Below are 23,080 nucleotides of genomic sequence, written 5' to 3'. Positions count from 1 at the left end.
GAGCGTCCGGTCAGTGCCCCTGAGCAGCGGGTCCGGCTCCGTCCGGGCCCGCTGCCGCGCGTCCCCGGGCGGCTCCCGGACGGCCGGGACCCCAGTCTCAGCGGGCGGACGGCCGTACATCCGCCGGGCCCCCGGCCGGTAGGCTGCGCCCGTGGCTCAGATCCAGATCCCCGCTGACATCAAGCCCGCAGACGGCCGTTTCGGCTGCGGACCGTCCAAGGTGCGCCCCGAGGCCCTGAGTGCCCTCGCCGCCACCCAGACCTCCCTGCTCGGCACCTCCCACCGCCAGGCCCCGGTCAAGAACGTGGTCAAGCGCGTGCGCGAGGGCGTGAGCAGCCTCTTCTCGCTGCCGGACGGCTACCAGGTCGTCCTCGGCAACGGCGGCTCCACCGCCTTCTGGGACATCGCCGCCTTCGGCCTGGTCCGGGCAAAGTCCCAGCACCTCGACTTCGGCGAGTTCTCCTCGAAGTTCGCCTCCTCGGTCGAGGCCGCGCCCTGGCTCGGCGAGCCGAGCGTGATCAAGACCGCCCCGGGCACCCACCCGCTGCCGGTCGCCGAGGCCGGCGTGGACGTCTACGCGCTCACCCACAACGAGACCTCGACCGGCGTCGCGATGCCGATCCGGCGCCCGGCCGGCGCGGACGAGGGCTCGCTGGTGCTGGTGGACGCCACCTCGGGCGCCGGCGGCCTGCCGGTGGACATCACCGAGACGGACGTCTACTACTTCGCCCCGCAGAAGTCCTTCGCCTCCGAGGGCGGCCTGTGGCTGGCCACCTTCTCCCCGGCCGCCCTGGAGCGCGCCGCCGAGATCGCCGCCTCCGGCCGCTACATCCCGCCGTTCTTCTCGCTGCCGACGGCCATCGACAACTCGTCGAAGGACCAGACGTACAACACCCCGTCGCTCTCCACCCTCTTCCTGCTGGCCGACCAGCTGGAGTGGATGAACGGCAACGGCGGGCTGGACTGGGCGGTCGCCCGCACCGCCGACTCCTCGTCCCGGCTGTACTCCTGGGCCGAGAAGTCCTCCTACGCCACCCCCTTCGTGGCGAACCCGGCCGAGCGCTCCCAGGTGGTCGGCACCATCGACTTCGACGAGTCGGTGGACGCCGCGGCGGTCGCCAAGGCACTGCGTGCCAACGGCATCGTGGACACCGAGCCCTACCGCAAGCTGGGCCGCAACCAGCTGCGCATCGCGATGTTCCCGGCGATCGACCCGGCGGACGTCGAGGCGCTCACCCACTGCATCGACTACGTGGTCGAGCAGCTCTGACCCCGTCCCCCGAGGACACGGCCGAGGGCCACCGCCGACGGGCGGTGGCCCTCTCGCCGTTCCGGGGCCGGGAGGCCGGAGGTGCCTATCGGCCGACCAGCGAGCTGATCAGCACGACGACCAGCATCAGCACCAGGGTGCCGGAGACGATGCGCATACGAGTCTTGGGATCCACGGTCAACGAGCGTACCTCCGGCTCACCCCGTACTCCGCCCGGGCCCCTTGCCGGGCCCTCCCGGGGAGCTCAGCTCCAGTCCGCCAGCGCCCAGGAGCGCAGCGTCTCGTAGTGCGCGAAGCCGCCGCCCAGGTCGCTGCGCACCAGGCGCAGCTCGACCGCGTCCCACTCCGACCCCCGGTAGTCGGCCAGCGCCGCCACCAGGCCGTCCAGCTCGGCCGCCGCGACCCGCTGCACGGCCCGCCGGTGGCCGCGCGAGGAGCCGGCCCGGGCGAGGGTGAGGTGCGGGTGGAAGGCGAAGTCGTCGGTCGCCCCGGTGACCTCGGCGGTGGCCTCGGTGACGGCGTCGGCCAGCCGCCGCAGCGCCCAGGTCTGGCCCTCGACCCCGGCCCAGAGCACCCGGTCGCCGAACCGGCCCGCGCCCGCGATCCGCAGCCGGTGCACCGGGTGGACCTCGGCGACCGCGGCCAGGCCCGCCTCCAGCTCCGGCAGGCTCCCGGCCGGCACCTCGCCCAGGAAGGCCAGGGTCAGGTGCCAGCCCTCGACGCCGGTCCAGCGCAGCCGCTCCGCCCCGGGCAGCTCCCGCACCGGCGCGACCGCGTCGGCGAGCCCCTGCAACGCCTCGACCGGCGGCAGCACCGCCACGAACAACCTCATGGGCCCATCTTCCCGCGCCCGGCCGGCTGGGGTAGAACGTTCTCCCATGAAGATCCGCAACGGGGGGTCCGCGGACGTCCCCGACATCCTGTCCCTGCTCGACGACGCCATCTCCTGGCTGACCGCCCAGGGCCGCACCGGCCAGTGGGGCGACCAGCCGTTCAGCACCATCCAGGCCCGGATCGACCAGGTCTCCTCGTACGCCGAGGAACCGTTCCTGATCCGCCTCGCCGTGGACGAGGACGGCCGTACGGTCGGCTGCTGCGTGCTCTCCGAGGACCGCGGCCGGTGGATCCCCGCCGTGGACGAGCGCGAGCTGTACGTCCGCAACCTGGTCACCGACCGCGACCGCAAGGGCTCCGGCGTCGGCGCCGCGCTGATCGCCGACGCGATCGAGGAGGCCCGCCGACGCGGCATCGGCCTGCTGCGGGTGGACTGCTACGGCGGCGCCGACCGCAAGCTGGTCGGCCGGTACCGGGCGCTCGGCTTCACCGAGACCGTGGCGTTCGAGGTCGACCAGCCGAACGGCGTCTGGCCCGGCCAGGTGCTGGAGATCCGCCTCTGAACCACCGCGGGCCCCCGGACACGTCCGGGGGCCCGACGTTCCGTCAGCAGGCTGGGGCCAGCTCCGACTTGCTCGTCGCGCCGGTTCGCGGCACGACGGCCACCACCCGGCCGCCGCGGCCCGGGTGCAGGTCGAAGCGCACCCGCAGGTCCGCGCTGCGGGCCAGCACCAGGCCCACCACGCCGGCCGCCGCCGCGGACACCAGTCCGCAGGCCAGCAGGCCGAGCCGGGGCCCGTACGAGGCGGTCACCCAGCCGACGATCGGGGCGCCGATCGGCGTGCCGCCGGTGAAGACCAGCACCAGCAGGCCCATCACCCGGCCGCGCATCTCGGGGTCGGTGGCCAGCTGCAGCGAGGAGTTGACCGAGGTGTTGAAGCTCAGCCCGAACACCCCGATCAGCATCAGCAGCAGCGCGAAGGTCCAGTAGTCGGGCGCGAACGCGGCGACCACCTCCAGCGCGCCGAAGGCCAGCGCCGCACCGACCAGCCGGCGCAGCCGCGGCACGCCCCGGCGGGCGGCGAGCAGCGCGCCGGTCAGCGAACCGATCGCCATCGCGGTGTTCAGCAGGCCGTACTGGCCGGCGCCCACCTCGAAGGTGTCGTACGCGAAACCGGAGAGCAGCGTCGGGAAGTTGAAGCCGAAGGTGCCGATGAACCCGGCCAGCACCATCGGCCAGAGCAGCTCGGGCCGCTCCCTCACGTACCGCAGGCCCTCGCGCAACTGCCCCTTCTCGCGGGCGATCGGCTCGGTCGGGCGCAGTTCGCTCTCCCGCATCGCGAGCAGCCCGCCGATCACGGCGGCGAAGGACAGCGCGTTGACGGCGAACGCCCAGCCGCTGCCGACCGCGGCGATCAGCAGGCCCGCGACGGCGGGGCCGACCAGCCGGGCGGTCTGGAAGTTGGCGGCGTTCAGGCTGACGGCGTTGGCGAGGTCCTTGGGCCCGACCATCTCGGAGACGAAGGCCTGCCGGGTCGGGTTGTCCACCACGGTGACCAGGCCGAGCAGCAGCGCGAAGAAGTACACGTAGTACGGCGTCACCACGCCGCCGACGGTCAGCACCGCGAGGCCGGCGGCCAGCAGACCCATCGCGCCCTGGGTGTAGATCAGCAGCCGGCGCTTGGGCATCCGGTCCGCGAGCACGCCGCCGAACAGGCCGAGCAGCAGCATCGGCAGGAACTGCATGGCGGTGGTGATGCCGACCGCGAGCGGACTGCCGGTGAGGCTCAGCACCAGCCAGTCCTGGGCGATCCGCTGCATCCAGGTGCCGGTGTTGGACACCACCTGGCCGGCGAAGTAGTAGCGGTAGTTGCGAACGCGCAGTGAGGAGAACATCCCCCCGGGCCGGGTGAATTCGGCACCTGTGGGAGATGAGAGGGGCCGAGCGGAGCTCGTCGCCGGAAGGGTGGTGGCGGGCGACGGGCGGGCCGAGTGGGGGCGGCCCTGAGCGGCGGGGTCCGCCGCGGTGCGTTCGTCGGGGTCGTCGTCGCCGTTGCCGGGCAGCCCCGTGGGGGCGGGTGCCTGGGTGTCGGCGGCCGCGGCGCTCGCCGCGGCGGGGTCGGTGGTCGGGTCGTCGGTACGGAAGGCGGCGGCGCTGGCTGCGGCCGGCGGTGTCACGGTGGTCTCCCCTCGTGGCGGGGGGGGGGGGGGGGGGGGGGGGGGGGGGGGGGGGGGGGGGGGGGGGGGGGGGGGGGGGGGGTGGGGGGGGCCCCCCGGGGGGGCGCGCGGGCCGGGGGGGGGCCCGCCCCGCTCCTGGTGTCAGTGGTCGGTCCTGCGGTGATGCAGTACTCCTCGTTCTTCCGGCGGCTGGCCGGATTCGGTGTGCCTAGAGGTGTGCGAGCTTGTAGAGCACGGGCGCGGCCTCCCTGAGGACGGCCCACTCCTCCTCGTCGAGTCCCTGGGCGAGCTCGGCGAGCCAGACGTTCCGGCGTCGACGACTCTCCGCGAGGATCGTCTCGGCCTGCTCGGTGCTGCTGACGACCACCTGGCGGCGGTCCTCGGGGTGCGGCTCGCGCCGCACCAGCCCCTTCTCCTCCAGCATCGCGACGATCCTGGTCATCGAGGGAGGCTGCACGTGCTCCTTCCGGGCGAGCTCACCCGGCGTCGCCTTCCCGCACCGGGCGAGGGTGCCCAGTACTCCCATCTCGGTGGGACTCAGCGACTCCTCCACCCGTTGGTGTTTGAGTCGTCGGGAGAGGCGCATCGTGGACGATCGCAGCTGACTGATCGCTGCGAGGTCCTGCTCGGACATCTCGGGCATCTCTTTAGACTACGTCATTACTCTCGCTAAGGAAAATGAGATCCGCCGCGCCGGAGGGTCACCCCGGTGCGATATTGGTCATGGGCCCCAGCTCTCGACTCCCAGAAGGGCCGACCTGCCATGTCCGACCTCGCCACCGAGCCGTCCGGGCGGTCCGAACGGCCGCAGCCGTCCGAGCAGTCGCAGCCGTCCGTGCCGTCCACCAGGACCGAGCCCGACGACACCGGCTTCGCCCGGCTCGCCATGGTCACCATCGACTGCGCCGACCCGGTCGCACTGGCCTCGTTCTACGGCGAGCTGCTGGGGTGGGAGACCAGGCACGCGGACGAGCACTTCGCGATCCTGGACAACCCCGAGGGCGGCAGCCCGATCGGCTTCGGGCGGGTGACCGGGTACCGGCCGGAGCCGTGGAAGGAACCGGACGGCAGCAAGCACTTCCACCTCGACTTCTACGTCGACGACCTGGACGAGGCCACCGAGAAGGCCCTCGCGCTCGGCGCCACCGAGCCCGCCTACCAGCACGGCCGCACGCTGCGGGTGCTGATCGACCCGGCCGGCCACCCGTTCGGACTAGCCCCCCTGGAGTGAGCGCCGACCGCCGGAGTGGGCGCCGACCGCGACCCGGGGGCGGTGCGCAGGCGGTGTCAGGGGTTGGTGCCGGGATCATGCAGACCGCGTAAAGGTCCATCCTGACCTGGGACTTCACGAAAAACGCGAACATTGTGCGATCCGCCGAACAGTGACTACTCTCCCGGTTTGTCAGGGGCACCACATACCAGGCTCCTCCCCGCGGGACCGCGTTCCCGCTCCGGTGCCCGCTGCCGCGCGCCTTCCCCGGCCAGCCGCGTCCGCCCGTCTCCCGGTGCCCGCAACCCTCGTCCAGGGAGCTCTGTTGGGTGAGATCCACCATGCCGACCACGGCTGGGTGACACCGGCGGTCTCGTACTTCGTCGCCTGCCTCGGCGCCTTCGTCGCGCTGCGCAGCGCCCGCTGGGCACTCGTCTCCCGGGGCCGCACCCGGGCCGTCTGGCTGCTGTTCGCCTCGACCTCGCTCGGGGCCGGAATCTGGTCCATGCACTTCATCGCGATGCTCGGCTTCTCCGTGACCGGCGTCGAGATCAGCTACCGGCCCGGGCTCACCGTCCTCAGCCTGCTGGTCGCCGTCGCCGTGGTCGGCGTCGGGCTCTTCACCGTCGGGTACTGGCGGCGCCGCGGCCCGGCCCTGCTGGTCGGCGGGCTGACCACCGGCCTCGGGGTCGCCGCGATGCACTACCTGGGCATGGCCGCGATGGTCCTGCCCGGCCGGCTCGACTACGACCGGCCCACCGTGGCGGCCTCGGTGGCGATCGCCGTGGTCGCGGCCACGGCCGCGCTCTGGGCCGCGCTGAACATCCAGGGCACGCTCGCCGTACTGGCGGCGGCCCCGGTGATGGGCGTGGCGGTCTGCGCGATGCACTACACCGGCATGGCGGCGCTCTCCGTCCGGCTGGACTTCTCGCGCTCCACCGCGGACGGCGTGATGGCGCTCCAGTTCATCTTCCCGCTCGGGGTCGGGCTCGGCTGCTACGTGTTCTTCGGCTCGCTGGCCTTCGCCGTCTCACCGAGCCGACCCGACTCCCGGCCCCTGCTGGCCGGTCCGGCCGCCCCGCTGCCCCCGCGTGCTCCCGCCACCGAGCGGGCCGGGTGGGCCGCGCGCACCCCGGGCGGCCCGGACGACCCGCCGCGGGGGCCCCCCCCCCCCGCGGCGCCGCCCCCGGGGGGGGGGGGCCGGCCGGGGGGGCGGGGGCGGGGGCGGGGCCCCCCCCCGCGGCCGGCCGCGCCCCCCCCCCCCCCCCCGCGGCCCCCCCCCCCCGCGGGGGCGGGGGGGGCCGCGCCCCCCCGGGGGGGCCGGGCCCCCCCGCCGCGGCCCCCGCCCCCGGGGGGCCCGCGGCCACTGGGCGGGGCGGCCCGGCGCTGAGGCCGGGCGCGGGAGCGGAGCCCGAGCGGGCGTCCGGCCGGGCCCCCCACCCCGGCCGGGCGTCCGCCCGGTCCCGTTCCGACGGGTACCGCCGCGTCAGGCCTGCGAGGGACGCCCGAGGAGCCCCGCCACGTGCTCCGGCGTGGCCACCGGGCAGACCTTGTGCACGAAGTCCCGCCGCAGCGCGTGGTACGGCTCGCCCGCCCGGTAGAAGTTGGCGTGCATCCGGCGCAGTTCCTCCGCCCGGTACTCGGCCAGCGGCTTGGCCTCCTCGTCGACCGCGCGGCGGCGCTTCTTGTCCACCAGCCGCCCCGTGAGGTCCGGGGCGGCGGCGATCCGGGCGGCCTCGCGGGCCACCCAGCGGCGGAACCCGGCCGCGTCCCCGCCGACCGTACGGTCCACCAGGCCGATCCGGCGGGCGTGGTCGGCACCGACCGGCAGCGCCTCGGCGGTCAGCCGCTCGGCCTGCTCGGCGCCGACCCGCCGGGGCAGGGTGTACGTCCAGTACTCGGAGCCGTACAGGCCCATCAGCCGGTAGTGCGGGTTGAGCACCGCCGACTCCCGGCACCACACCTCGTCGGCGGCGAGCGCCGCCATCAGCCCCCCGGCCGCCGCGTTCCCGGCCAGGGCCGCCACCGTCACCTTGTCCGTCGTGGTCAGCACCGCCTCGACGAAGTCGTCCATCGCGTTGATGTTCTCCCAGGACTCCAGTGCCGGGAAGGCCGCGCCCTGGATGACGTTGAGGTGGATCCCGTTGGAGTAGAAGTCCCGGGGCGCGCCGAGCACCAGCACCGAGGTCGGCCGCTCGGCCGCCTCCCGGTAGGCGGCGAGCAGCCGGCGGCACTGCCCGGTGCTCATCGCCCCGCCCGTGTAGGCGAATTCGAGGAAGCCGACCTCGCCCTCCTCGCGGTAGCGCAGCTCCGACCAGGTGTCCCGGCGGCTCGCCGCCTCCGGGCGCACCGGCACCTCGCGGACCCGGTACAGCTCGTCGGCGAGCGCGGTGGCCGCCGGCAGCTTGAAGGTGGCCGGCCCGCCGGGGGTGCGGCGCGGGCGCAGCTGCGGTATCCACACCGCGCCGTCCACGGTGGCCCGGCAGATCGCGCCGTCCCGAGTGGCCAGCACGGCGCCGGGCACCGGTCCGCGCAGCTCGTCCTCGGGGTGGCCGCCGTGCAGGAAGAACTCCCGCCCGTACAGCTCGTCCAGCACGCCGGGCTGGGAGTCGGCGGCGCGCAGCTTGCGCAGCACGGTGGCGGTGTCGTCCCGCGACCAGTCGATCCGGCGCGCCTCCTGTCGCAGGAAGGGCCGCGGTTCGCCCTGCACGTCCGGCCGGGCGTAGTCCAGCGGCTCGGGGGTGAACAGCCCACCCTCGTACCGCTGGACGGCCAGCAGGACGGCCTCGACGGCGGCGTCGGCGAGCTCGCCCCGGTACAACTCGCTCTTGCCGCAGGCGGGGACTGGGAACTCGACGGAGGCCCAGATGTCCCCGGCGTCCATCTCCTCGACGGCCTGCAGCACGGTGACGCCCCAGTGCTCCGCCCCCTCGGTGATCGCCCAGTCGAGCGAGGAGGGGCCGCGGTCGCCCTTGGGCCCCGGGTGCACGATCAGGACGGTCCGGGTGGACCAGATGTCCTGCGGGACGGCCCTGGTGAGCATCGGGCAGATGATCAGCTCGGGATCGGTGCGGGCCACCGCCTCCCTCATCCCCTCTTCTCCGAGGGCGAGTTGGACGGCGACCCGGTGGCCGCGCTCGCGCAGTCCGGTGTGGACGCGCTGGGTCAGGCTGTTGAACGCGCTGGCGATCAGGAGAATGCGCAAGGAGGGCCTCCGGCGGGAACTGGGGTCGCGCGCAGGCGATGAAACCACGGCATGGACACGTAATGATTACGGTCCGTGTCTCGGCGCTCTACTCTCACGCACCCCGCACACCTGTGCCCCGCGTTTCGCCGGATCTCCCCAACTCCCCGTTCCCACCGGGTACTCTCCGCCGCCGGCGGACACGCGCCCCTAACGCGGGAACGCCCGGCGGGCCCGCCAGGTGGTGTGCTCCCGGGAGACCGCGTCCTCCGCCTCGGCGGCCAACCGGGCCCAGCGCGCCTCGGCATCCGGCGCCCGGAGGTCGAGGTCGGACAGCTGGTTGCCGACGTTCTCCAGCTCACGCGCGGCCAGCTGGTAGGCGGCGGCCAGCGGGCCGAGCTGCTTGAGCTGCGTCCAGGCGATGATCGCCGCCGCCGCGGCCGAGGTGGCGCCGAAGACGTGCACCGGCAGCGCGCCGGTGGCCTGGGCGACGGCCGCCGCGGCACCGACGATGATCAGCACCGCGACGCCGAGCCCCCAGGAGACCGCCTGCGAGTCGCAGGCCTCGGCCCGGGAGCGGTACCAGGTGCGCTGGCCCTCGACCCGGGTGCGCAGGTAGAGGGTGCGCCGGGCGGTCAGGCTCTCGGCGCGCTGCCGGCGCATCTCCGGGGTGATCTCGGCGACGCTGCCGGGCGGCACGATCTCCGGGTCCTCGAAGGCCCGCAGCACGTCCTCGACCTGGAGCAGGTAGCCGCGGTCGACGTCCACGGACTCGGCCTCGCCGTCGAACGGCGTGGCCCGGACGGTGTACTTCCAGGCCAGCGTCTTGACCGACTCGGCCGCCGCCCTGGCCTGGTACCAGCGGCCCTGCGGGTTGCTCCGGCGCAGCCGGGACCAGAAGTAGCCGGCCACCAGGAAGGCGGCGACCGAGAACAGCGGCCAGACGTCGAAGTCGCCCTTGTCGTCCGGGCCCGGGAACGACCCGATCACCGCGGCGACCACCAGCATCGCGATCAGGCCGCGGTACCAGCGCAGCGTCTCCCGCTGGCCGTCCAGCGATGCCTTGTCCGTCGTCCAGAACAGCTCCGGCAGAAGCTGTGCCTCGACGCCCCCCGGCGGATCCTGTTGCACCATCGGTCGAGTCCCCTCCCCCTTCTCCGTCCAGCCAGTATTCCCATCGCCAACTCGCCTACACGGGCGCATTCTTGACAACTTCCGACCGTTGGTGACGGGTGCGGCCAAAGGGGCGCCCCGCGGAAGCGCCGGGCGGCCGGAGAGGCGCCCCGCGGAAACGCCGCGGCCCCGTCCTCCCGAGGTGAAGCCGGGGGGACGGGGCCGCGTGGGCCGTACGGCGTCAGAGCAGGTCGAGGGCCGGCATCAGGTAGTAGAAGGCGAACACCGCCGCCACCACGTACATCGGGACCGGGACCCCGCGGCCGCGGCCGGCGGCCAGGCGCATCACGCAGAAGACGATGAAGCCCATGCCGATGCCGTTGGTGATGCTGTAGGTGAACGGCATCATCACGATGGTCACGAAGGCCGGGATCGCGATCGTGTAGTCGGCCCAGTCGATCTCCTTGATCGAGTTGGCCAGGATCAGGAAGCCGACGGTGACCAGGGCCGGGGTGGCGGCCTGGGCCGGGACCATGGTGGCGAGCGGGGTGAGGAAGAGCGCCACCACGAAGAGCAGGCCGGTGACGATCGAGGCGAAGCCGGTCCTGGCGCCCTCGCCGACACCGGCGGTGGACTCGACGAAGCAGGTGTTGGCGGAGGACGAGGTGGCACCGCCGGCCGCGGTGGCGATGCCGTCCACCATCAGGACCTTGTTGATGCCGGGCAGGTCGCCCTTCGCGTCCAGCAGGTGGGCCTCGTCGGCCACGCCGAGGATGGTGCCCATCGCGTCGAAGAAGCAGGACATCAGCACGGTGAAGACGAACAGCACGCCGGTCAGCACGCCGACCTTCTCGAAGCCGCCGAACAGGCTGACCTTGCCGACCAGCCCGAAGTCCGGCGCCGAGACCGGGTTGCCCGGCCAGGTCGGGACGGTGAGGCCCCACTTGAGCGCCGGGATGTCGGCCACCTTGTCGATGATCGCGGCGAGCGCGGTGGAGACCGCGATGCTGATCAGGATGGCGCCGGGCACCTTGCGGATCAGCAGGATCAGGGTCAGCAACAGGCCGACCACGAAGATCAGCACCGGGAAGCCGAGCAGGTGCCCGTTGCCGCCGAGCTGGAGCGGGACCGTGGTGTGGGCGGCGTCCGGGATGCGGCTGACGAAGCCGGAGTCGACCAGGCCGACCAGGCTGATGAACAGGCCGATACCGATCGCGATCGCCTTGCGCAGACCGAGCGGCACGGCGTTCATGACCCGCTCGCGCAGACCGGTGGCGACCAGCAGCATGATCGCGAAACCGGCCAGCACGACCATGCCCATGGCGTCCGGCCAGGTCATCTTGGGGGCGAGCTGGAGCGCCACGATCGTGTTGACGCCGAGGCCGGCGGCCAGGCCGATCGGGACGTTGCCGACGACCCCCATCAGCAGGGTGGTCAGACCCGCGGTCAGGGCGGTCGCGGTGACCAGCTGGCCGCTGTCCAGGTGGGCCCCGGTGACGTCGGTGCCGCTGGCCAGGATGATCGGGTTCAGCACCAGGATGTACGCCATGGTGAAGAAGGTGGCGACACCACCGCGGATCTCGCGCGGCAGGGTGGAACCCCGCTCGCTGATCCGGAAGAAGCGGTCGACGGCGCTCGTGGGGGGCTTCGGCGCGGCGTCGGCGGGTTCGGGCGACTCGGTGGTCGGCTGGACCACTGGCATGTGCGTGCGTCCTCTGTGGGGGAGCTGAGGAGAGGGAGTGGACGCCCGGGGCGACGGTGGCCGGGCGCAGATCTTTAAGTATGGTTTCCGGATCGCACACGCGCTATCTTCGCGCGTAGAGCTCGCATGGGGCCGAGGGGCCCGCACAGCCGCCCGCCGCACCGTACGCTAGGCCCCATGCCCAAGACGCCACTGCACCCCTCGCCCCCTCCGCTGGAGGCCAACGACGTCGCCATCGTCGGCGGCGGCACGGTGCTGTGGTTCGTCGCCTTCCTCGCCCTGCTCCCCTTCCAGGGCACCCTCTCCGCGCACGGCCACGGCACCTGGCCGTGGATCTGCCTCTCCGGCGGCCTGCTCGGCCTGATCGGCCTCTGGTACTGCCGGGCCCGACGGGACGCGATCGCCCGCGGCCGCGCCGCCGAGGCGGCCGCGCACACGGCCGAACACACGGCCGAACACACGGCCGAGGACAACGGCCAGAACCCGGCCACCCGGTCGGACTGAATAGTCCTTTAGTAGCACGCATCGGGCATAAGGCACCCGTAGAGTCGGTGCCATGACGCAGCCTGCCCAGCCAGCGGAAGAGCGGCCGACCGACCGAGACCGACCGGACGGAGCGCACCCCCTCGGCCTGCTGCCCGGCCGGCGCGGCGGCCTGACCGCCGCCGAGGTGGCCGAGCGGGTCGCGAAGGGCCAGGTCAACGACGTCCCCGTACGGTCCAGCCGGTCCACCAGGGAGATCGTCCGGGCCAACGTCTTCACCCGCTTCAACGCCATCATCGGCGTGATGTTCGGCATCATCCTGATCGTCGGTCCGCTCCAGGACGGCCTGTTCGGCCTGGTCATCGTGGCCAACACGGCGATCGGCATCATCCAGGAGCTGCGCGCCAAGAAGACCCTGGACAGTCTGGCCCTGATCGGCGAGGCCCGCCCGCAGGTCCGCCGGGACGGCGCCGTCCAGCAGATCGGCGTCTCCGAGATCGTCCTCGACGACACGGTGCTGCTCGGCATCGGCGACAAGGTGATCGTGGACGGCGAGGTCACCGAGGCGGACGGCCTGGAGATCGACGAGTCGCTGCTGACCGGCGAGCCCGACCCGGTCCTCAAGCAGCCCGGCGACCACGTGATGTCCGGCAGCTTCGTGGTGGCCGGCGCCGGCGCGTTCACCGCCACCAAGGTCGGCCGCGAGGCCTACGCGGCCCAGCTCGCCGAGGAGGCCAGCAAGTTCACCCTGGTGAAGTCGGAGCTGCGCACCGGCATCGACAGCATCCTGCGGATCATCACCTACCTGCTGATCCCCACCGCCCTCGGTCTGATCATCAGCCAGCTGGCCGTCGAGGGCCGGGACTGGCAGGAGGCCGTCCGGCGCATGGTGGCCGGCATCGTGCCGATGGTCCCCGAGGGCCTGGTGCTGCTGACCTCGGTCGCCTTCGCGATCGGCGTGGTCCGGCTCGGCCGCAAGCAGTGCCTGGTCCAGGAGCTCCCGGCGATCGAGGGCCTGGCCCGGGTGGACACCGTCTGCCTGGACAAGACCGGCACCCTCACCGAGGGCGGCATGGACGTGATCGACCTGCGGGTGCTCTCGAACGGGGAGCCCGCCGCCGTCGCCCCGGAGACCGTCAAGCACGCGCTGGCCGTGATGGCCGGCGCCGACGCCCGCCCCAACCCGTCCATGCAGGCGGTCATCGACGCGTACGGGCGCGGCGACGGCGGCGCCTCCTCGGGCCGCGACGGCTGGCGGGTGATCGAGGCGATGCCCTTCTCCTCCGCCCGCAAGTGGAGCGGGGTGCAGCTGCTGGAGCCGCAGGGCGGCGAGGCCAGCTGGCTGCTCGGCGCGCCCGACGTGCTGCTGCCCGCCGGGCACCCGGCCCTGGCCGAGGTGGACGAACTGGGCGCCCGCGGCCTGCGGGTACTGCTGCTCGGCCGCACCACCGTCCCGCTGGACGCCCCCGACCCGGCGGCCGACCTCACCCCGCTCGCCCTGGTGGTGCTCCAGCAGCGGCTGCGCTCGGACGCCGCCGAGACCCTGCGCTACTTCGAGGGCCAGCGGGTCCGGGCCAAGGTCATCTCCGGCGACGCGGCGGTCTCGGTCGGCGCGGTGGCCGGCCACCTGGGCCTGCCCGGCGCCGACCACCCGCTGGACGCCCGCACCCTGCCCGCCGACCCGGAGGAACTCGCCGAGACCGCCGACCGGACCAGCGTCTTCGGCCGGGTCACCCCCCAGCAGAAGCGCCAGCTGGTCGGGGCGCTGCAGTCCCGCGGCCACACCGTGGCGATGACCGGCGACGGCGTCAACGACGTGCTCGCGCTCAAGGACGCCGACATCGGCGTGGCGATGGGCACCGGCTCGGACGCCACCAAGGCGGTCGCCCAGATCGTGCTGCTGAACGACTCCTTCGCCTCGCTGCCCTCCGTGGTGGCCGAGGGCCGCCGGGTCATCGGCAACATCGAGCGGGTCGCTTCACTCTTCCTGGTGAAGACCGTCTACTCGGTCCTGCTGGCCCTCCTGGTGATCTTCACCCATTCGCCGTACCCGTTCCTGCCCCGGCACTCCACCGTGCTGTCCTCACTGACCATCGGCATCCCGGCGTTCTTCCTCGCGCTCGCCCCCAACAACGAGCGGGCCCGCACCGGCTTCGTGAAGCGGGTGCTGCGGCTGGCGATCCCCGGCGGCGTCATCGCCGGCACCGGCACCTTCGTCGCCTACACGCTCGCCCGCACCGACCACGCGACCGACCTCAAGGCCGACACCAGTGTGGCCACCCTGACGCTCTTCCTGATCGCCATCTGGGTCCTCGCCATCGTCGCCCGCCCGTACAACTGGTGGCGCCTGCTGCTGATCGGCAGCATGTGCGGCGCCTTCGCGCTGGTGCTGGTGGTGCCCCCGCTGAAGACCTTCTTCGACCTCTCGCTGGTCGGCTACCGCGACCCGCTGACGGGCGTCGCCATCGCGGTGGTCTGCGGCATCGCCCTGGAGATCACCTGGCGCGTCATGAAGCGCCGCGGCATGGAGTGACCCTCCCGTGGGCCCGCCGCCCGGGGCGGGCCCACGGGGCGCGGCTCAGCCCTCGAAGTCCCGGGCGGCCGAGAGCTCGTAGGCGCGGTCCGGCTCGCTGAGGGCGGCCAGCACCTCGAAGCGGCGGTGCCACTGCCCGACCGACCAGGCCAGCCCGGCGGCGAGGCCCTCCGGGGTGGCCGCGTGCAGCAGCCCGGGCACCGGCGGGACCTCGAACTCGTCGTCCTCGTCGCCGGCCTCGGCCAGCTCCGGGTCGTACGGCGGCTCCGGGGCCCGCGCCCCGGTGTCCCAGCGCCAGTCCACCGCCGCCTCGCCGCCGTCCGGCCCGACGACCAGCAGCTCCTCGTGCTCCTCGTACGCCACCGGGCAGCCGGGCAGCAGCTCCCGCACCACCGCCGGCACCCGGTGCAGCACGCCCTCGGACAGCACCCGGCCACCCGCCACCTCGCTGGCCAGCGACACCTGCAGCCGCTCGGCGAGGTCGGCGGCCAGCGCCGGGGCGACCGGCAGCAGCGGGTACGGGTGCAGCAGCTGGACCAGGTCGGGGGCGTCGGCGACGACCGCCTCGGCGGCGTCCACCACCACGGTGTGGGCCGGCCGGCGCCCGGTCTCCGGGTCCAGCGGCGGCAGCGCCCGCACCACGTCCAGCGGCTCGATCCGGTCGCGGTCCACCCGGGCCAGCGCGGTGTGGATGCCGTACAGCTGGCGGTGGCCGACCTCGGCGTCCGGGTCGGTCATCCGGTCCAGCACCTCGTCAGGACCGTGCGGCTCGGCGAGCAGCGCGGCCAGCGTGGTGCGCACCCCGAGCGCGTGCAGGAACTGCTCGTCCAGGGTGGTGCGGGCCTCGTCGTACAGGCCGCGCAGCAGCGGGTCCGCCCCGGCGGCGCGCAGGCCGGCCGGCTCGCGGCCCGCCAGCACCGGGTGGTCGCGCAGCCACCACGCGGTGTACGGCGGCAGGTCGGCGTACGAGCCGTCCGGCAGCAGGGTGCGCACCGGGCCGACCACGGCGTCCCGGTACGGCGGGCGGGCCAGCGCGGCGAGCGCCTGGGGCCAGGCGTCGTCGTCCACCAGGTCGAGGTCGCGCACGGCCAGCAGCTCGGCGGCCACCGGCGGGACGCCGATCGCCTCGTCGGCCTGCAGCGCCTCCAGCGCGTCCTCGGCCCACTCGGCGAGCCCGTCCGGGGCCTCGTCCAGCAGGCCGGTGGGGTGGCCGCCGGCCGCGCGGTCGGCCGGCGCGGTCGGGTCGAGCCGCTCCAGGTCGTCCGGGTCGAGCACCACGTCCTCGGCGCGCACCAGCACGAAGTCGGCCAGCACGCCGACGGCGGCGAGCACCTCCGGGCCCCAGCGCTCCAGCAGCTCGTCGTCCACCCAGCCGGCGTCCTCCTCGCGGGCGAGCGCGGCGAACGGGCTTCCGGGCAGCACGAGTTCACCGGCCCGGGCGGGCTCGCCCTCGTCGTCGAGCAGCGCCAGCCTGGCCAGCCACGGGTGGGCGCCCGGCTCCGGGGCGGCGGCCTTCACCAACGCCAGGACGGCGTCGGCGAGTTCGAGCGCCGCGTCCAGGTCGTCCTCGGCCAGCTCGTAGGAGCGGGCGACGGCGGCCCGCACCTCGGGGGTGTCCAGCACCCCGGCCGGGGTGGCGGTGCCGGCGCCGAGCTTGGCCAGCAGCGGGTGGGCGGCCTCGGGGTGGGCCAGGCGCAGGTCCAGCGCGGCGAGCGCGCCCGCCAGCGACTCGGGGTAGCCGGGGAAGGCCGCCCAGTCGGCGTCCTCGGAGGGCAGCAGGACGCGCCGCGGCCCGGTGACCGTCCGCCCGTCGGCCAGCGGGACGGGCAGCGCGCCGAGCGCCTCCGGGTCGGCCGCGCCGAGCGCCGCGTAGAGGTTGCGCCACCACGCGGGCTCGCGGTCCAGGCCGCCGAGCTGGTCCACCACCTCGGCCAGCGGCACCCGGCGCACGTTCAGCACCCGCAGCTCGGTGCGGCGCTCCAGGCCGGCCGGCAGCAGCCCGGGGAAGATCGGCGAGAGCGCCTCGACCACCGAGCCGTCCGCGCCCTCCAGCAGCGTCGCGTCCCGGGGCCGCAGCGCGGGCGTGCCCTCCTCGACCGGCGCCGGGTGCGGCAGGAACGGCGTGCCCGGCAGCCGGGAGAGCACCGCGGCGCGCAGCGCGTTGTCCAGCGCGCCCTGGCCGAGCGGGGCGGGAACGAGGCCGAGCGAGCCGAGGTCGGCGCCGCGGGCGCGCAGCAGCTCGGCGTAGCTGTCGGCGGCGCGCTCGGTGAGGAAGTCGGCCAGCGGACCGGGCGCGACGTGCCGGCGGGTGGAGTCCAGCGGGTAGGAGGCGATCAGCAGCGCGGGCAGACCGACCGGCTCGTCGCTGGGGGTCGGCGCGTGCAGCACGGAGGCGATCGCGGGCCGCTGCGGGGCGCCGTCCGGGCCGACCGGGACGGCCCAGGTCACCGTCCAGTACGGGCGCGAGCGTTCCTCGGTGGGCCGGTCGAGCAGCAGCTCGGCCGCGAGCGTGCCGGAGGCGCCGACGGTCTGCCAGACCGTCCGCCGCGGCCGGCCGCCCGCGTCGTCGGTGACGGTGACCTCGGTGACCCCGTCCGGGCGGGCCTCGGCGGCCTCCCGGGTGAGCGTGCGGGTGCCGTCCGGCGTCTCCACCACGACCTCGCGCAGGCCGGGCAGGGTGAGCAGCAGCGCGTCGTCGATCCCGGCCAGCAGACGGCGGGTCAGGTCCTCGGCGGCGGCGTCCCGCAGCGGCAGCACCACCACCGTGTCGTAACCCGCCGGGGCCGGCCCCTCGGCCGCGAACGGCAGCCGCAGCAGCGGCACGTGGCCGTCCCGGCGGCGCAGCTCGTCGGCCAGCTCGGGCTGGGCCCCGGCCAGCGCCCGGGCCTCGCCGAGCGACCAGCGCACCCCGCCGGTGGCACTCAGCACGGCGGGCTCGTCGGTCACGGCGAGGACGGCCGCGAAGCCGACCCCGAACCGGCCGACGGCGGGCTCCTCGCCGCGCTTGGAGGAGGCGCGCAGGGTGGACAGCGACTCGACGGCGGCCGCGTCCAGCGGGGCGCCGGTGTTGGCGGCGGCGAGCACGCCGTCGGCGAGGGTCAGCCGCAGCCGGCCGGGGCCCTGGCCGGCCCGGACCGCGGCGTCGGCCGCGTTCTGCGCCAACTCGACCACCAGGCGGTCCCGGTAGCCGCCGAGCGCCAGCTCCTCCTCGGCGTTGGCGTCCTCCCGGAACCGGGCCGGCGAGGCGGCCCAGGCGGCCAGCACCCGTCGGCGCAGCGCGGCGCTGCCGAAGGGGTCCGCGAGGTGCTCGTCCGTGCCGCTGCCGATGATCCGAGGTTCCACTGGACCTGCCGCCTTCCGCTGCCCTGTTCGTCGTAGGGCATTCTTCCCTGCCCCACTGACTGCTCCCGACCACGCACCCCGCCGCCGCCGGCCCCGGCGGCCCCCCGCCGCCCGGAAAAGCACCGCGGCCCGCGCCGGTCGGTGACCGGGCGGGCCGCGGAGGGCACGGGGCTCAGGAGTGGCCGAGCTCCTCGGCGGGGGCGTCGGGCTCGACGGAGCCGGAGGCGCGGTCGGGGTGCAGCGGGAGCGGCTCGACCACCAGCTCGTCCAGGATCAGCTCGGACGGCGCCGGCGGGGCCGGGATCACGGCCGCCTCGGAGTGCCCGCCGCAGCCGTACGCGAAGGAGACGATCTGGCCGTCGGCCGGGCCGAACTCGTTGCCGCACACGCCGAAGGCCTGCCCGAGCGAGCCTCCGATCGGGACCAGGAAGCCGCAGCTCGCGCACGAGGCCGGGGCGGCCTGCGCCATCGCGGTCTGCGGGCCGTGGGACTTCTCCCAGCGCTCGGCGGCCAGGTGCATCCCGAGCCGGGAGAGCACCCGGCTGCGGCCCAGGCCCAGCTCCTCGGCGACGGCGTTGATCCGGGCGCGGGCCGGGGCGGGCTCGACGTGCGGGTCGGTGACGACCATGTCCTCGTCGTCCGCCAGGGCGACCGCGGAGTTCGGCGCGGGCTCGTCCTCGCCCGTCCAGCCGGGCTCCAGCCGCAGGTCGTCGGCGCCGGTGGGCAGCAGGTCGCCCGGGCCCATGTCGCCGGGCCGCAGCCGGTCGCTCCACGGCACCCACTCCGGGGCGAGCACCGCGTCGTCGCCGGGCAGCAGCACGACCTCGTCCAGGGTGACGTTCTTGGCGCGCGGCGCACGCGCGACGGTGACCGCCCAGTGCCAGCCGCGGTAGGCCGCGTCAAGGCACTCGAAGGTGTGGGTGACGACGCGGTCGGCGTCCGCGTGGGCACCCAGGTGCGGCCCGACGGCCTCCGCACCGACGGCCTCCTCGGCGGCCTGGCGGGCGAGTTCGACGGCCTCGGCACAGAGCCGGTCGGGGGTACGGCTTCGCATCGCAGCACTCACGGCGTCGATTCTCTCCCAGTTCTTCTGTCGCCCACGGCGTGTTGCCTGTTCCGTCGCGGCTTGGTGTCCCACGTCCATTCTGCGCGACCGGGAGCCCCCTCGGGTACCGGCCGCGCCGCTCGACCGGCCTGCCGGCGCCCCGGCGCTCCGGCGGGTCGACCTTGGGCAGGCTACCCGCCGGTCGGTGCCCCGGCACAGTCCGGGGCGGACACGGCCGTTCCGGGGCCGCGCCGAACGGAGCCCGGTCCCGCGTCGGCTCGGCGATTCTGGGGCAGGATGGGCTTGTGGCGGACCCCGAACCGTCGCAGCACGTACTGCGTGTCCCGCAGGCCGGCAGCCCCGACCAGACGGACGCCGTGCCGCGGCAGCAGCCTCCGGTCCCCGGCGCGGGCGAACCGCCGCCGGCGGACGGCGCCGAGGCGTCCGCCGAATCCGCGGACCGGTCCGCGGCCGGGGCCCCCGACGCCCCCGCCGCCCTCGACCTGGCCCCGGAGGAGCCGGAGGAGCCGGAGACCCCCGAGCCCCGCCGGCACTTCCTGGTCCGCACCGCCTCCGCCGCCGGCTCCCGCACCGGCAAGGTGGTGCACGGCACCGGCCGCCGGATCCGCCGGGCCACCGCCGCCGAGGGCGCGGGCGAGTCCGGCCTCGCGAAGCTGATCGAGCTGCACGCGCTGAACTCCTTCGGCGACATGCTGATCACCGTCGCACTGGCGTCCACCATCTTCTTCTCGGTGCCCACCGGCGAGGCCCGCGGCCGGGTCGCGCTCTACCTGCTGATCACGATGGCCCCGTTCGCGCTGCTGGCCCCGGTGGTCGGCCCGCTGCTGGACCGGCTGCCGCACGGCCGCCGGGCGGCCATGGCGACGGCCATGCTGGCCCGGGCCGTGCTCGCCTGGACGATGGCCGGGGTGATCGCCGGCGGCGGCATCGCGCTCTACCCGGAGGCGCTCGGCGTGCTGGTCGCGTCCAAGGCGTACGGCGTGGTGCGCAGCGTGGTGGTGCCCCGGCTGCTGCCGAGCCGGCTGTCCCTGGTGAAGGCGAACTCCAGGGTCACCCTGGCCGGGCTGCTGGCCACCGGCGTGGCGGCCGCGGTCGGCGGGCTGCTGCACCTGCTCGGGCCCGGCTGGCCGCTGCGCGGGGCCTTCCTGGTGTTCGTGATCGGCACCCTGATGGCCTTCCACCTGCCGCCCGCGGTGGACTCGGCCAAGGGCGAGCAGCGCGCCGTCCTGCACGCCGAGGTGCACGGCGAGGGCTCGCACCTGATCCACCACAGGCCGCCGCCGGTCAAGGCCTCGCTGCGCACCGTCGGCCCTTCGGTGATCCTGGCGCTGCGGGCGATGTCGGCGATGAAGTGGCTGGTCGGCTTCCTGGTGATGTTCCTGGCCTTCCTGCTGCGGGAGGAGCCGATCGGCGGGCTGCGGCCGACCGCGGCGCTGGGCCTGGTGGCGCTGGCGGCCGGGACGGGCAACGCGCTGGGCTCGGTGCTCGGCTCCTGGCTGCGCACCCGGGGCCCGGAGGCGACGGTCACCGCGATGCTGCTGCTGGCGACCTGCGTCACGGCGGCGGCCGCGCTCTGGTACGGCGTGGTGACGGTGGTTCTGGTCGCCGGGACTGCCGGGATGGCGGCGTCACTGGGCAAGCTGGCGCTGGACGCGCTGATCCAGCGGGACGTCCCGGAGGCGGTGCGGACCTCGGCGTTCGCCCGTTCGGAGACCCTGATGCAGCTGTGCTGGGTGGCCGGCGGCGCGGTCGGCATCCTGCTGCCGCTGAACGGGAAGCTGGGCCTGTCGATCGCCGCCGGGGTGGTCGGCGTGGTGCTGCTGTGGACGCTGCGCTCGCTGTTCCGGGTGGGTCTGCGGCGGCACCCGGCGGCGCCCCGGGTGGCCTGACCGGGGCCCGGGGCAACACGCGGTGCCGACCCCCGCGTCGCGTGATCGGCCAGGCCCGGTAGATTCTGACGCATGAGCCTCAATACCCGTGCCATCGCCGCCCTCAGCGTCGTCGTCGTGGTCGGCGCCGCCACGGTGGGCACCTCCGTCGCCATCGCCGCCGGCCAGACCGAGCACAGCTCCCACCGTGCCACCCTCACGGTCGGCAACTCCTCGATCGTCGCGGACCCGCTGTGCTGGAACGGCGGCAGCCCGATCACCGAGGAGCTCCAGGAGCAGTGCCAGGACAAGGCCACCGAGGCCCTGAAGAACGGCACGCTGCCCACCAAGGACGTGGTGGGCAGCGACCGGGTCGGCGTCGGGGTCTCCCCGAACGTGGCCGAGACCGGCTGGTGGGCCTTCACCAACGGCGGCTCGACCGGCCAGGGCGGGCGCTTCAGCCTGTTCTCGTACGCCAAGGGCCCGACCTGGTCGGGTTCCCAGCAGGCGAACAAGGTGCTGAACGCCAGCGGCAAGACCCTGGTCACCGTGGTCGAGGGCGACAAGAACTCGGACAACCCGGTCGCCGTCTGGTACTTCCAGCTGAACACCCAGGACAGCTGACGGTCCTGCGATGACCGCACACGCCGTCACCGACGGCCAGGGCGAGCAGTCGGGCACCGCACGGGCCCGGCTGCTCGTCGTCGTCGCGGTGGCCGCCGAGGCCGAGGCCGTGCTCCGCGGCCTGCCCGGCGGGTCCGCCGCGCTGCCGCTGCCCGGCGGCACGCTGCACCGGGCCGAGCGGGTGCCGGTGGACGTGCTGGCCGCCGGGGTCGGCCCGGCCGCCGCCGCGGCCGGCGCCGCCGCCGCGCTGGCGGCGCACCCGTACGCCCTGGCCGTCTCGGCCGGGATCGCCGGCGGCTTCGCCCCGCTCGCCCCGGTCGGCGCCACCGTGCTGGCCGACGCCATCGTGGCCGCGGACCTCGGCGCCCAGACCCCCGACGGCTTCGCCGACGTCACCGAACTGGGCTTCGGCACCGTCCGGCACACCCCGCCCCCGGCCGCCGTCGCCCTGGTCGCGCGGGCACTGGGCCCCGGCCTCGCCGTCGGCCCGGTGCTGACCGTCTCCACCGTCACCGGCAGCGCCGAGCGGGCCACCGAGCTGGCGGCCCGCCACCCGGGCGCCGCCGCCGAGGCGATGGAGGGCTTCGGCGTGGCCGAGGCCGCCGCCCGGTACGGCGTGCCGGCCCTCGAACTGCGCACCGTGTCCAACCCGGTGGGCCCGCGCGACCGGTCCGCCTGGCGGATCGGCGAGGCGCTGGCCGCCCTGGAACGGGCCTTCGCCGCGCTGCCCGTCCGGGAACTGGCCGCGGCGCACGAACCGGCCGCGCGGCACCAACCGACTGAGGAGGCCGGCCGTGGCTGAACGGCTGAGCATCGCGTACTCGCCCTGCCCGAACGACACCTTCGTCTTCCACGCCTGGGCGCACGGCCTGGTGCCCGGGGTGGACGCCCCCGAGGTGACCTTCGCCGACATCGACGTCACCAACGGCCAGGCCGAACGCGGCGAGCTGGACGTGCTGAAGATCAGCTACGGCGCGCTGCCCTGGGTCCTGGACGAGTACACCCTGCTGCCCTGCGGCGGCGCGCTGGGCCGCGGCTGCGGCCCGCTGGTGCTCACCCTGCCGGGCGTGGACTCCCCCGCCGACCTCGCCGGGAAGACCGTCGCGGTGCCCTCCGAGCGCTCCACCGCCTACCTGCTGTTCCGGCTCTGGGCGGCGCGGGCGGTGCCGGGCGGCTTCGGCGAGATCGTCGTCCTGCCGTTCCACGAGATCATGCCCGCCGTCCGGGACGGCCGGGTGGACGCCGGCCTGGTGATCCACGAGGCCCGCTTCACGTACCGGCAGTACGGCCTGCACAGCCTGGCCGACATGGGCGAGGCCTGGGAGCAGGAGACCGGCCTGCCGATCCCGCTGGGCGCGATCGTCGCCAGGCGCTCGCTCGGCGCCGAGCGGCTGCGGGAGATCTCCGACGCGATCCGCGCCTCCGTCCGGCAAGCCTGGGCGGACCCGGCGGCGAGTCGCGAGTACGTACTGGCGCACGCCCAGGAGATGGACCTGACCGTCGCCGAGCAGCACATCGGGCTGTACGTCACCGAGTTCTCCGAGGACCTCGGCGAGGAGGGCTACGCGGCCGTCCACGCGCTGCTCACCCGGGCCGCGGCGGAGGGGCTGGTGCCCCCGCTCGACCCGGGTGCGCTCGCGTTCTAGCCGGCCCGCGTTCCCACGTGCCCGTCG

At 74.8% G+C, this 23,080-nt stretch carries 18 protein-coding genes; 10 read left to right on the top strand and 8 right to left on the bottom strand.

Features of this window, described 5'->3' with window-relative positions:
• The first annotated feature begins 151 nt into the window (after positions 1 to 151).
• Complete coding sequence (gene serC, locus ACGF0D_RS14085; protein ID WP_392882449.1) at positions 152 to 1,270, top strand: phosphoserine transaminase; 1,119 nt, start codon at positions 152 to 154, stop codon at positions 1,268 to 1,270.
• Positions 1,271 to 1,514: 244 nt separating this feature from the next.
• Here the strand turns inward: serC and thpR are convergent, their stop codons facing one another.
• Positions 1,515 to 2,102, bottom strand: coding sequence for an RNA 2',3'-cyclic phosphodiesterase (gene thpR, locus ACGF0D_RS14080; RefSeq protein ID WP_392882451.1), 588 nt, complete (start codon positions 2,100 to 2,102; stop codon positions 1,515 to 1,517).
• 46 nt (positions 2,103 to 2,148) lie between these two features.
• On the opposite strand from thpR, the gene ACGF0D_RS14075 reads away from it, so the two are divergent.
• Entirely contained in the window at positions 2,149 to 2,667 is a 519-nt protein-coding gene (locus ACGF0D_RS14075) for a GNAT family N-acetyltransferase (RefSeq protein ID WP_392915850.1), read from the top strand.
• Between the two features lie 43 nt (positions 2,668 to 2,710).
• Here ACGF0D_RS14075 and ACGF0D_RS14070 read toward each other — a convergent pair whose 3' ends face one another.
• Complete coding sequence (locus ACGF0D_RS14070; protein WP_392915848.1) at positions 2,711 to 4,282, bottom strand: MFS transporter; 1,572 nt, start codon at positions 4,280 to 4,282, stop codon at positions 2,711 to 2,713.
• Positions 4,283 to 4,490: 208 nt separating this feature from the next.
• Positions 4,491 to 4,925, bottom strand: a complete 435-nt coding sequence (locus tag ACGF0D_RS14065; RefSeq protein WP_030235202.1) for a MarR family winged helix-turn-helix transcriptional regulator — start codon at positions 4,923 to 4,925, stop codon at positions 4,491 to 4,493.
• A gap of 120 nt (positions 4,926 to 5,045) precedes the next feature.
• Here ACGF0D_RS14065 and ACGF0D_RS14060 point away from each other — a divergent pair, with 120 nt between their 5' ends.
• Entirely contained in the window at positions 5,046 to 5,513 is a 468-nt protein-coding gene (locus ACGF0D_RS14060; RefSeq protein ID WP_392882458.1) for a VOC family protein, read from the top strand.
• 304 nt (positions 5,514 to 5,817) lie between these two features.
• Positions 5,818 to 6,882, top strand: a complete 1,065-nt coding sequence (locus ACGF0D_RS14055; RefSeq protein ID WP_392915845.1) for an MHYT domain-containing protein — start codon at positions 5,818 to 5,820, stop codon at positions 6,880 to 6,882.
• A 96-nt stretch (positions 6,883 to 6,978) separates the two neighbouring features.
• On the opposite strand, the gene ACGF0D_RS14050 is transcribed toward ACGF0D_RS14055, so the two are convergent.
• The 3 genes from ACGF0D_RS14050 to ACGF0D_RS14040 all read right to left on the bottom strand — a co-directional run bounded on the left by ACGF0D_RS14050 (position 6,979) and on the right by ACGF0D_RS14040 (position 11,491).
• Complete coding sequence (locus tag ACGF0D_RS14050; protein WP_392915843.1) at positions 6,979 to 8,697, bottom strand: hydrogenase maturation protein; 1,719 nt, start codon at positions 8,695 to 8,697, stop codon at positions 6,979 to 6,981.
• 189 nt (positions 8,698 to 8,886) lie between these two features.
• Positions 8,887 to 9,810, bottom strand: coding sequence for a DUF4231 domain-containing protein (locus tag ACGF0D_RS14045; RefSeq protein ID WP_392915840.1), 924 nt, complete (start codon positions 9,808 to 9,810; stop codon positions 8,887 to 8,889).
• 220 nt (positions 9,811 to 10,030) lie between these two features.
• Positions 10,031 to 11,491, bottom strand: coding sequence for an NCS2 family permease (locus tag ACGF0D_RS14040; protein WP_392915838.1), 1,461 nt, complete (start codon positions 11,489 to 11,491; stop codon positions 10,031 to 10,033).
• A gap of 177 nt (positions 11,492 to 11,668) precedes the next feature.
• Here ACGF0D_RS14040 and ACGF0D_RS14035 point away from each other — a divergent pair, with 177 nt between their 5' ends.
• On the top strand, positions 11,669 to 11,995 hold the full coding sequence (locus ACGF0D_RS14035; RefSeq protein WP_392915835.1) for a DUF2530 domain-containing protein: 327 nt from the start codon (positions 11,669 to 11,671) through the stop codon (positions 11,993 to 11,995).
• 52 nt (positions 11,996 to 12,047) lie between these two features.
• Positions 12,048 to 14,507 (top strand): HAD-IC family P-type ATPase, encoded by a 2,460-nt coding sequence (locus ACGF0D_RS14030; protein ID WP_392915833.1) that lies wholly within the window; start codon positions 12,048 to 12,050, stop codon positions 14,505 to 14,507.
• Positions 14,508 to 14,552: 45 nt separating this feature from the next.
• Here ACGF0D_RS14030 and ACGF0D_RS14025 read toward each other — a convergent pair whose 3' ends face one another.
• A complete protein-coding gene (locus tag ACGF0D_RS14025) occupies positions 14,553 to 17,849 on the bottom strand; it encodes a sacsin N-terminal ATP-binding-like domain-containing protein (RefSeq protein ID WP_392915830.1) in 3,297 nt (1,098 codons plus the stop codon).
• Positions 17,850 to 18,021: 172 nt separating this feature from the next.
• Entirely contained in the window at positions 18,022 to 18,903 is an 882-nt protein-coding gene (locus ACGF0D_RS14020) for a DUF3027 domain-containing protein (protein WP_392882693.1), read from the bottom strand.
• A 548-nt stretch (positions 18,904 to 19,451) separates the two neighbouring features.
• Between ACGF0D_RS14020 and ACGF0D_RS14015 the strand changes: the two genes are divergently transcribed.
• The 4 genes from ACGF0D_RS14015 to ACGF0D_RS14000 all read left to right on the top strand — a co-directional run bounded on the left by ACGF0D_RS14015 (position 19,452) and on the right by ACGF0D_RS14000 (position 23,053).
• Positions 19,452 to 20,804, top strand: a complete 1,353-nt coding sequence (locus ACGF0D_RS14015; protein WP_392882696.1) for an MFS transporter — start codon at positions 19,452 to 19,454, stop codon at positions 20,802 to 20,804.
• 72 nt (positions 20,805 to 20,876) lie between these two features.
• On the top strand, positions 20,877 to 21,407 hold the full coding sequence (locus tag ACGF0D_RS14010) for a hypothetical protein (RefSeq protein WP_392915828.1): 531 nt from the start codon (positions 20,877 to 20,879) through the stop codon (positions 21,405 to 21,407).
• Between the two features lie 10 nt (positions 21,408 to 21,417).
• Positions 21,418 to 22,209, top strand: a complete 792-nt coding sequence (locus tag ACGF0D_RS14005) for a futalosine hydrolase (protein WP_392915826.1) — start codon at positions 21,418 to 21,420, stop codon at positions 22,207 to 22,209.
• The gene (locus ACGF0D_RS14000; RefSeq protein ID WP_392915823.1) at positions 22,202 to 23,053 is read left to right on the top strand and encodes a 1,4-dihydroxy-6-naphthoate synthase; all 852 of its coding nucleotides are present in this window, start codon (positions 22,202 to 22,204) and stop codon (positions 23,051 to 23,053) included. The genes ACGF0D_RS14005 and ACGF0D_RS14000 overlap by 8 nt, the downstream gene beginning before the upstream one ends.
• Positions 23,054 to 23,080: the final 27 nt, after the last annotated feature.

The organism is Kitasatospora sp. NPDC048298, assembly GCF_043201465.1.
In the GTDB taxonomy this organism is placed as follows: Bacteria; Actinomycetota; Actinomycetes; order Streptomycetales; family Streptomycetaceae; genus Kitasatospora.
The sequence above is the reverse complement of the archived record's forward strand: the minus strand, read 5'-3'. Positions and strand labels throughout refer to the sequence as shown.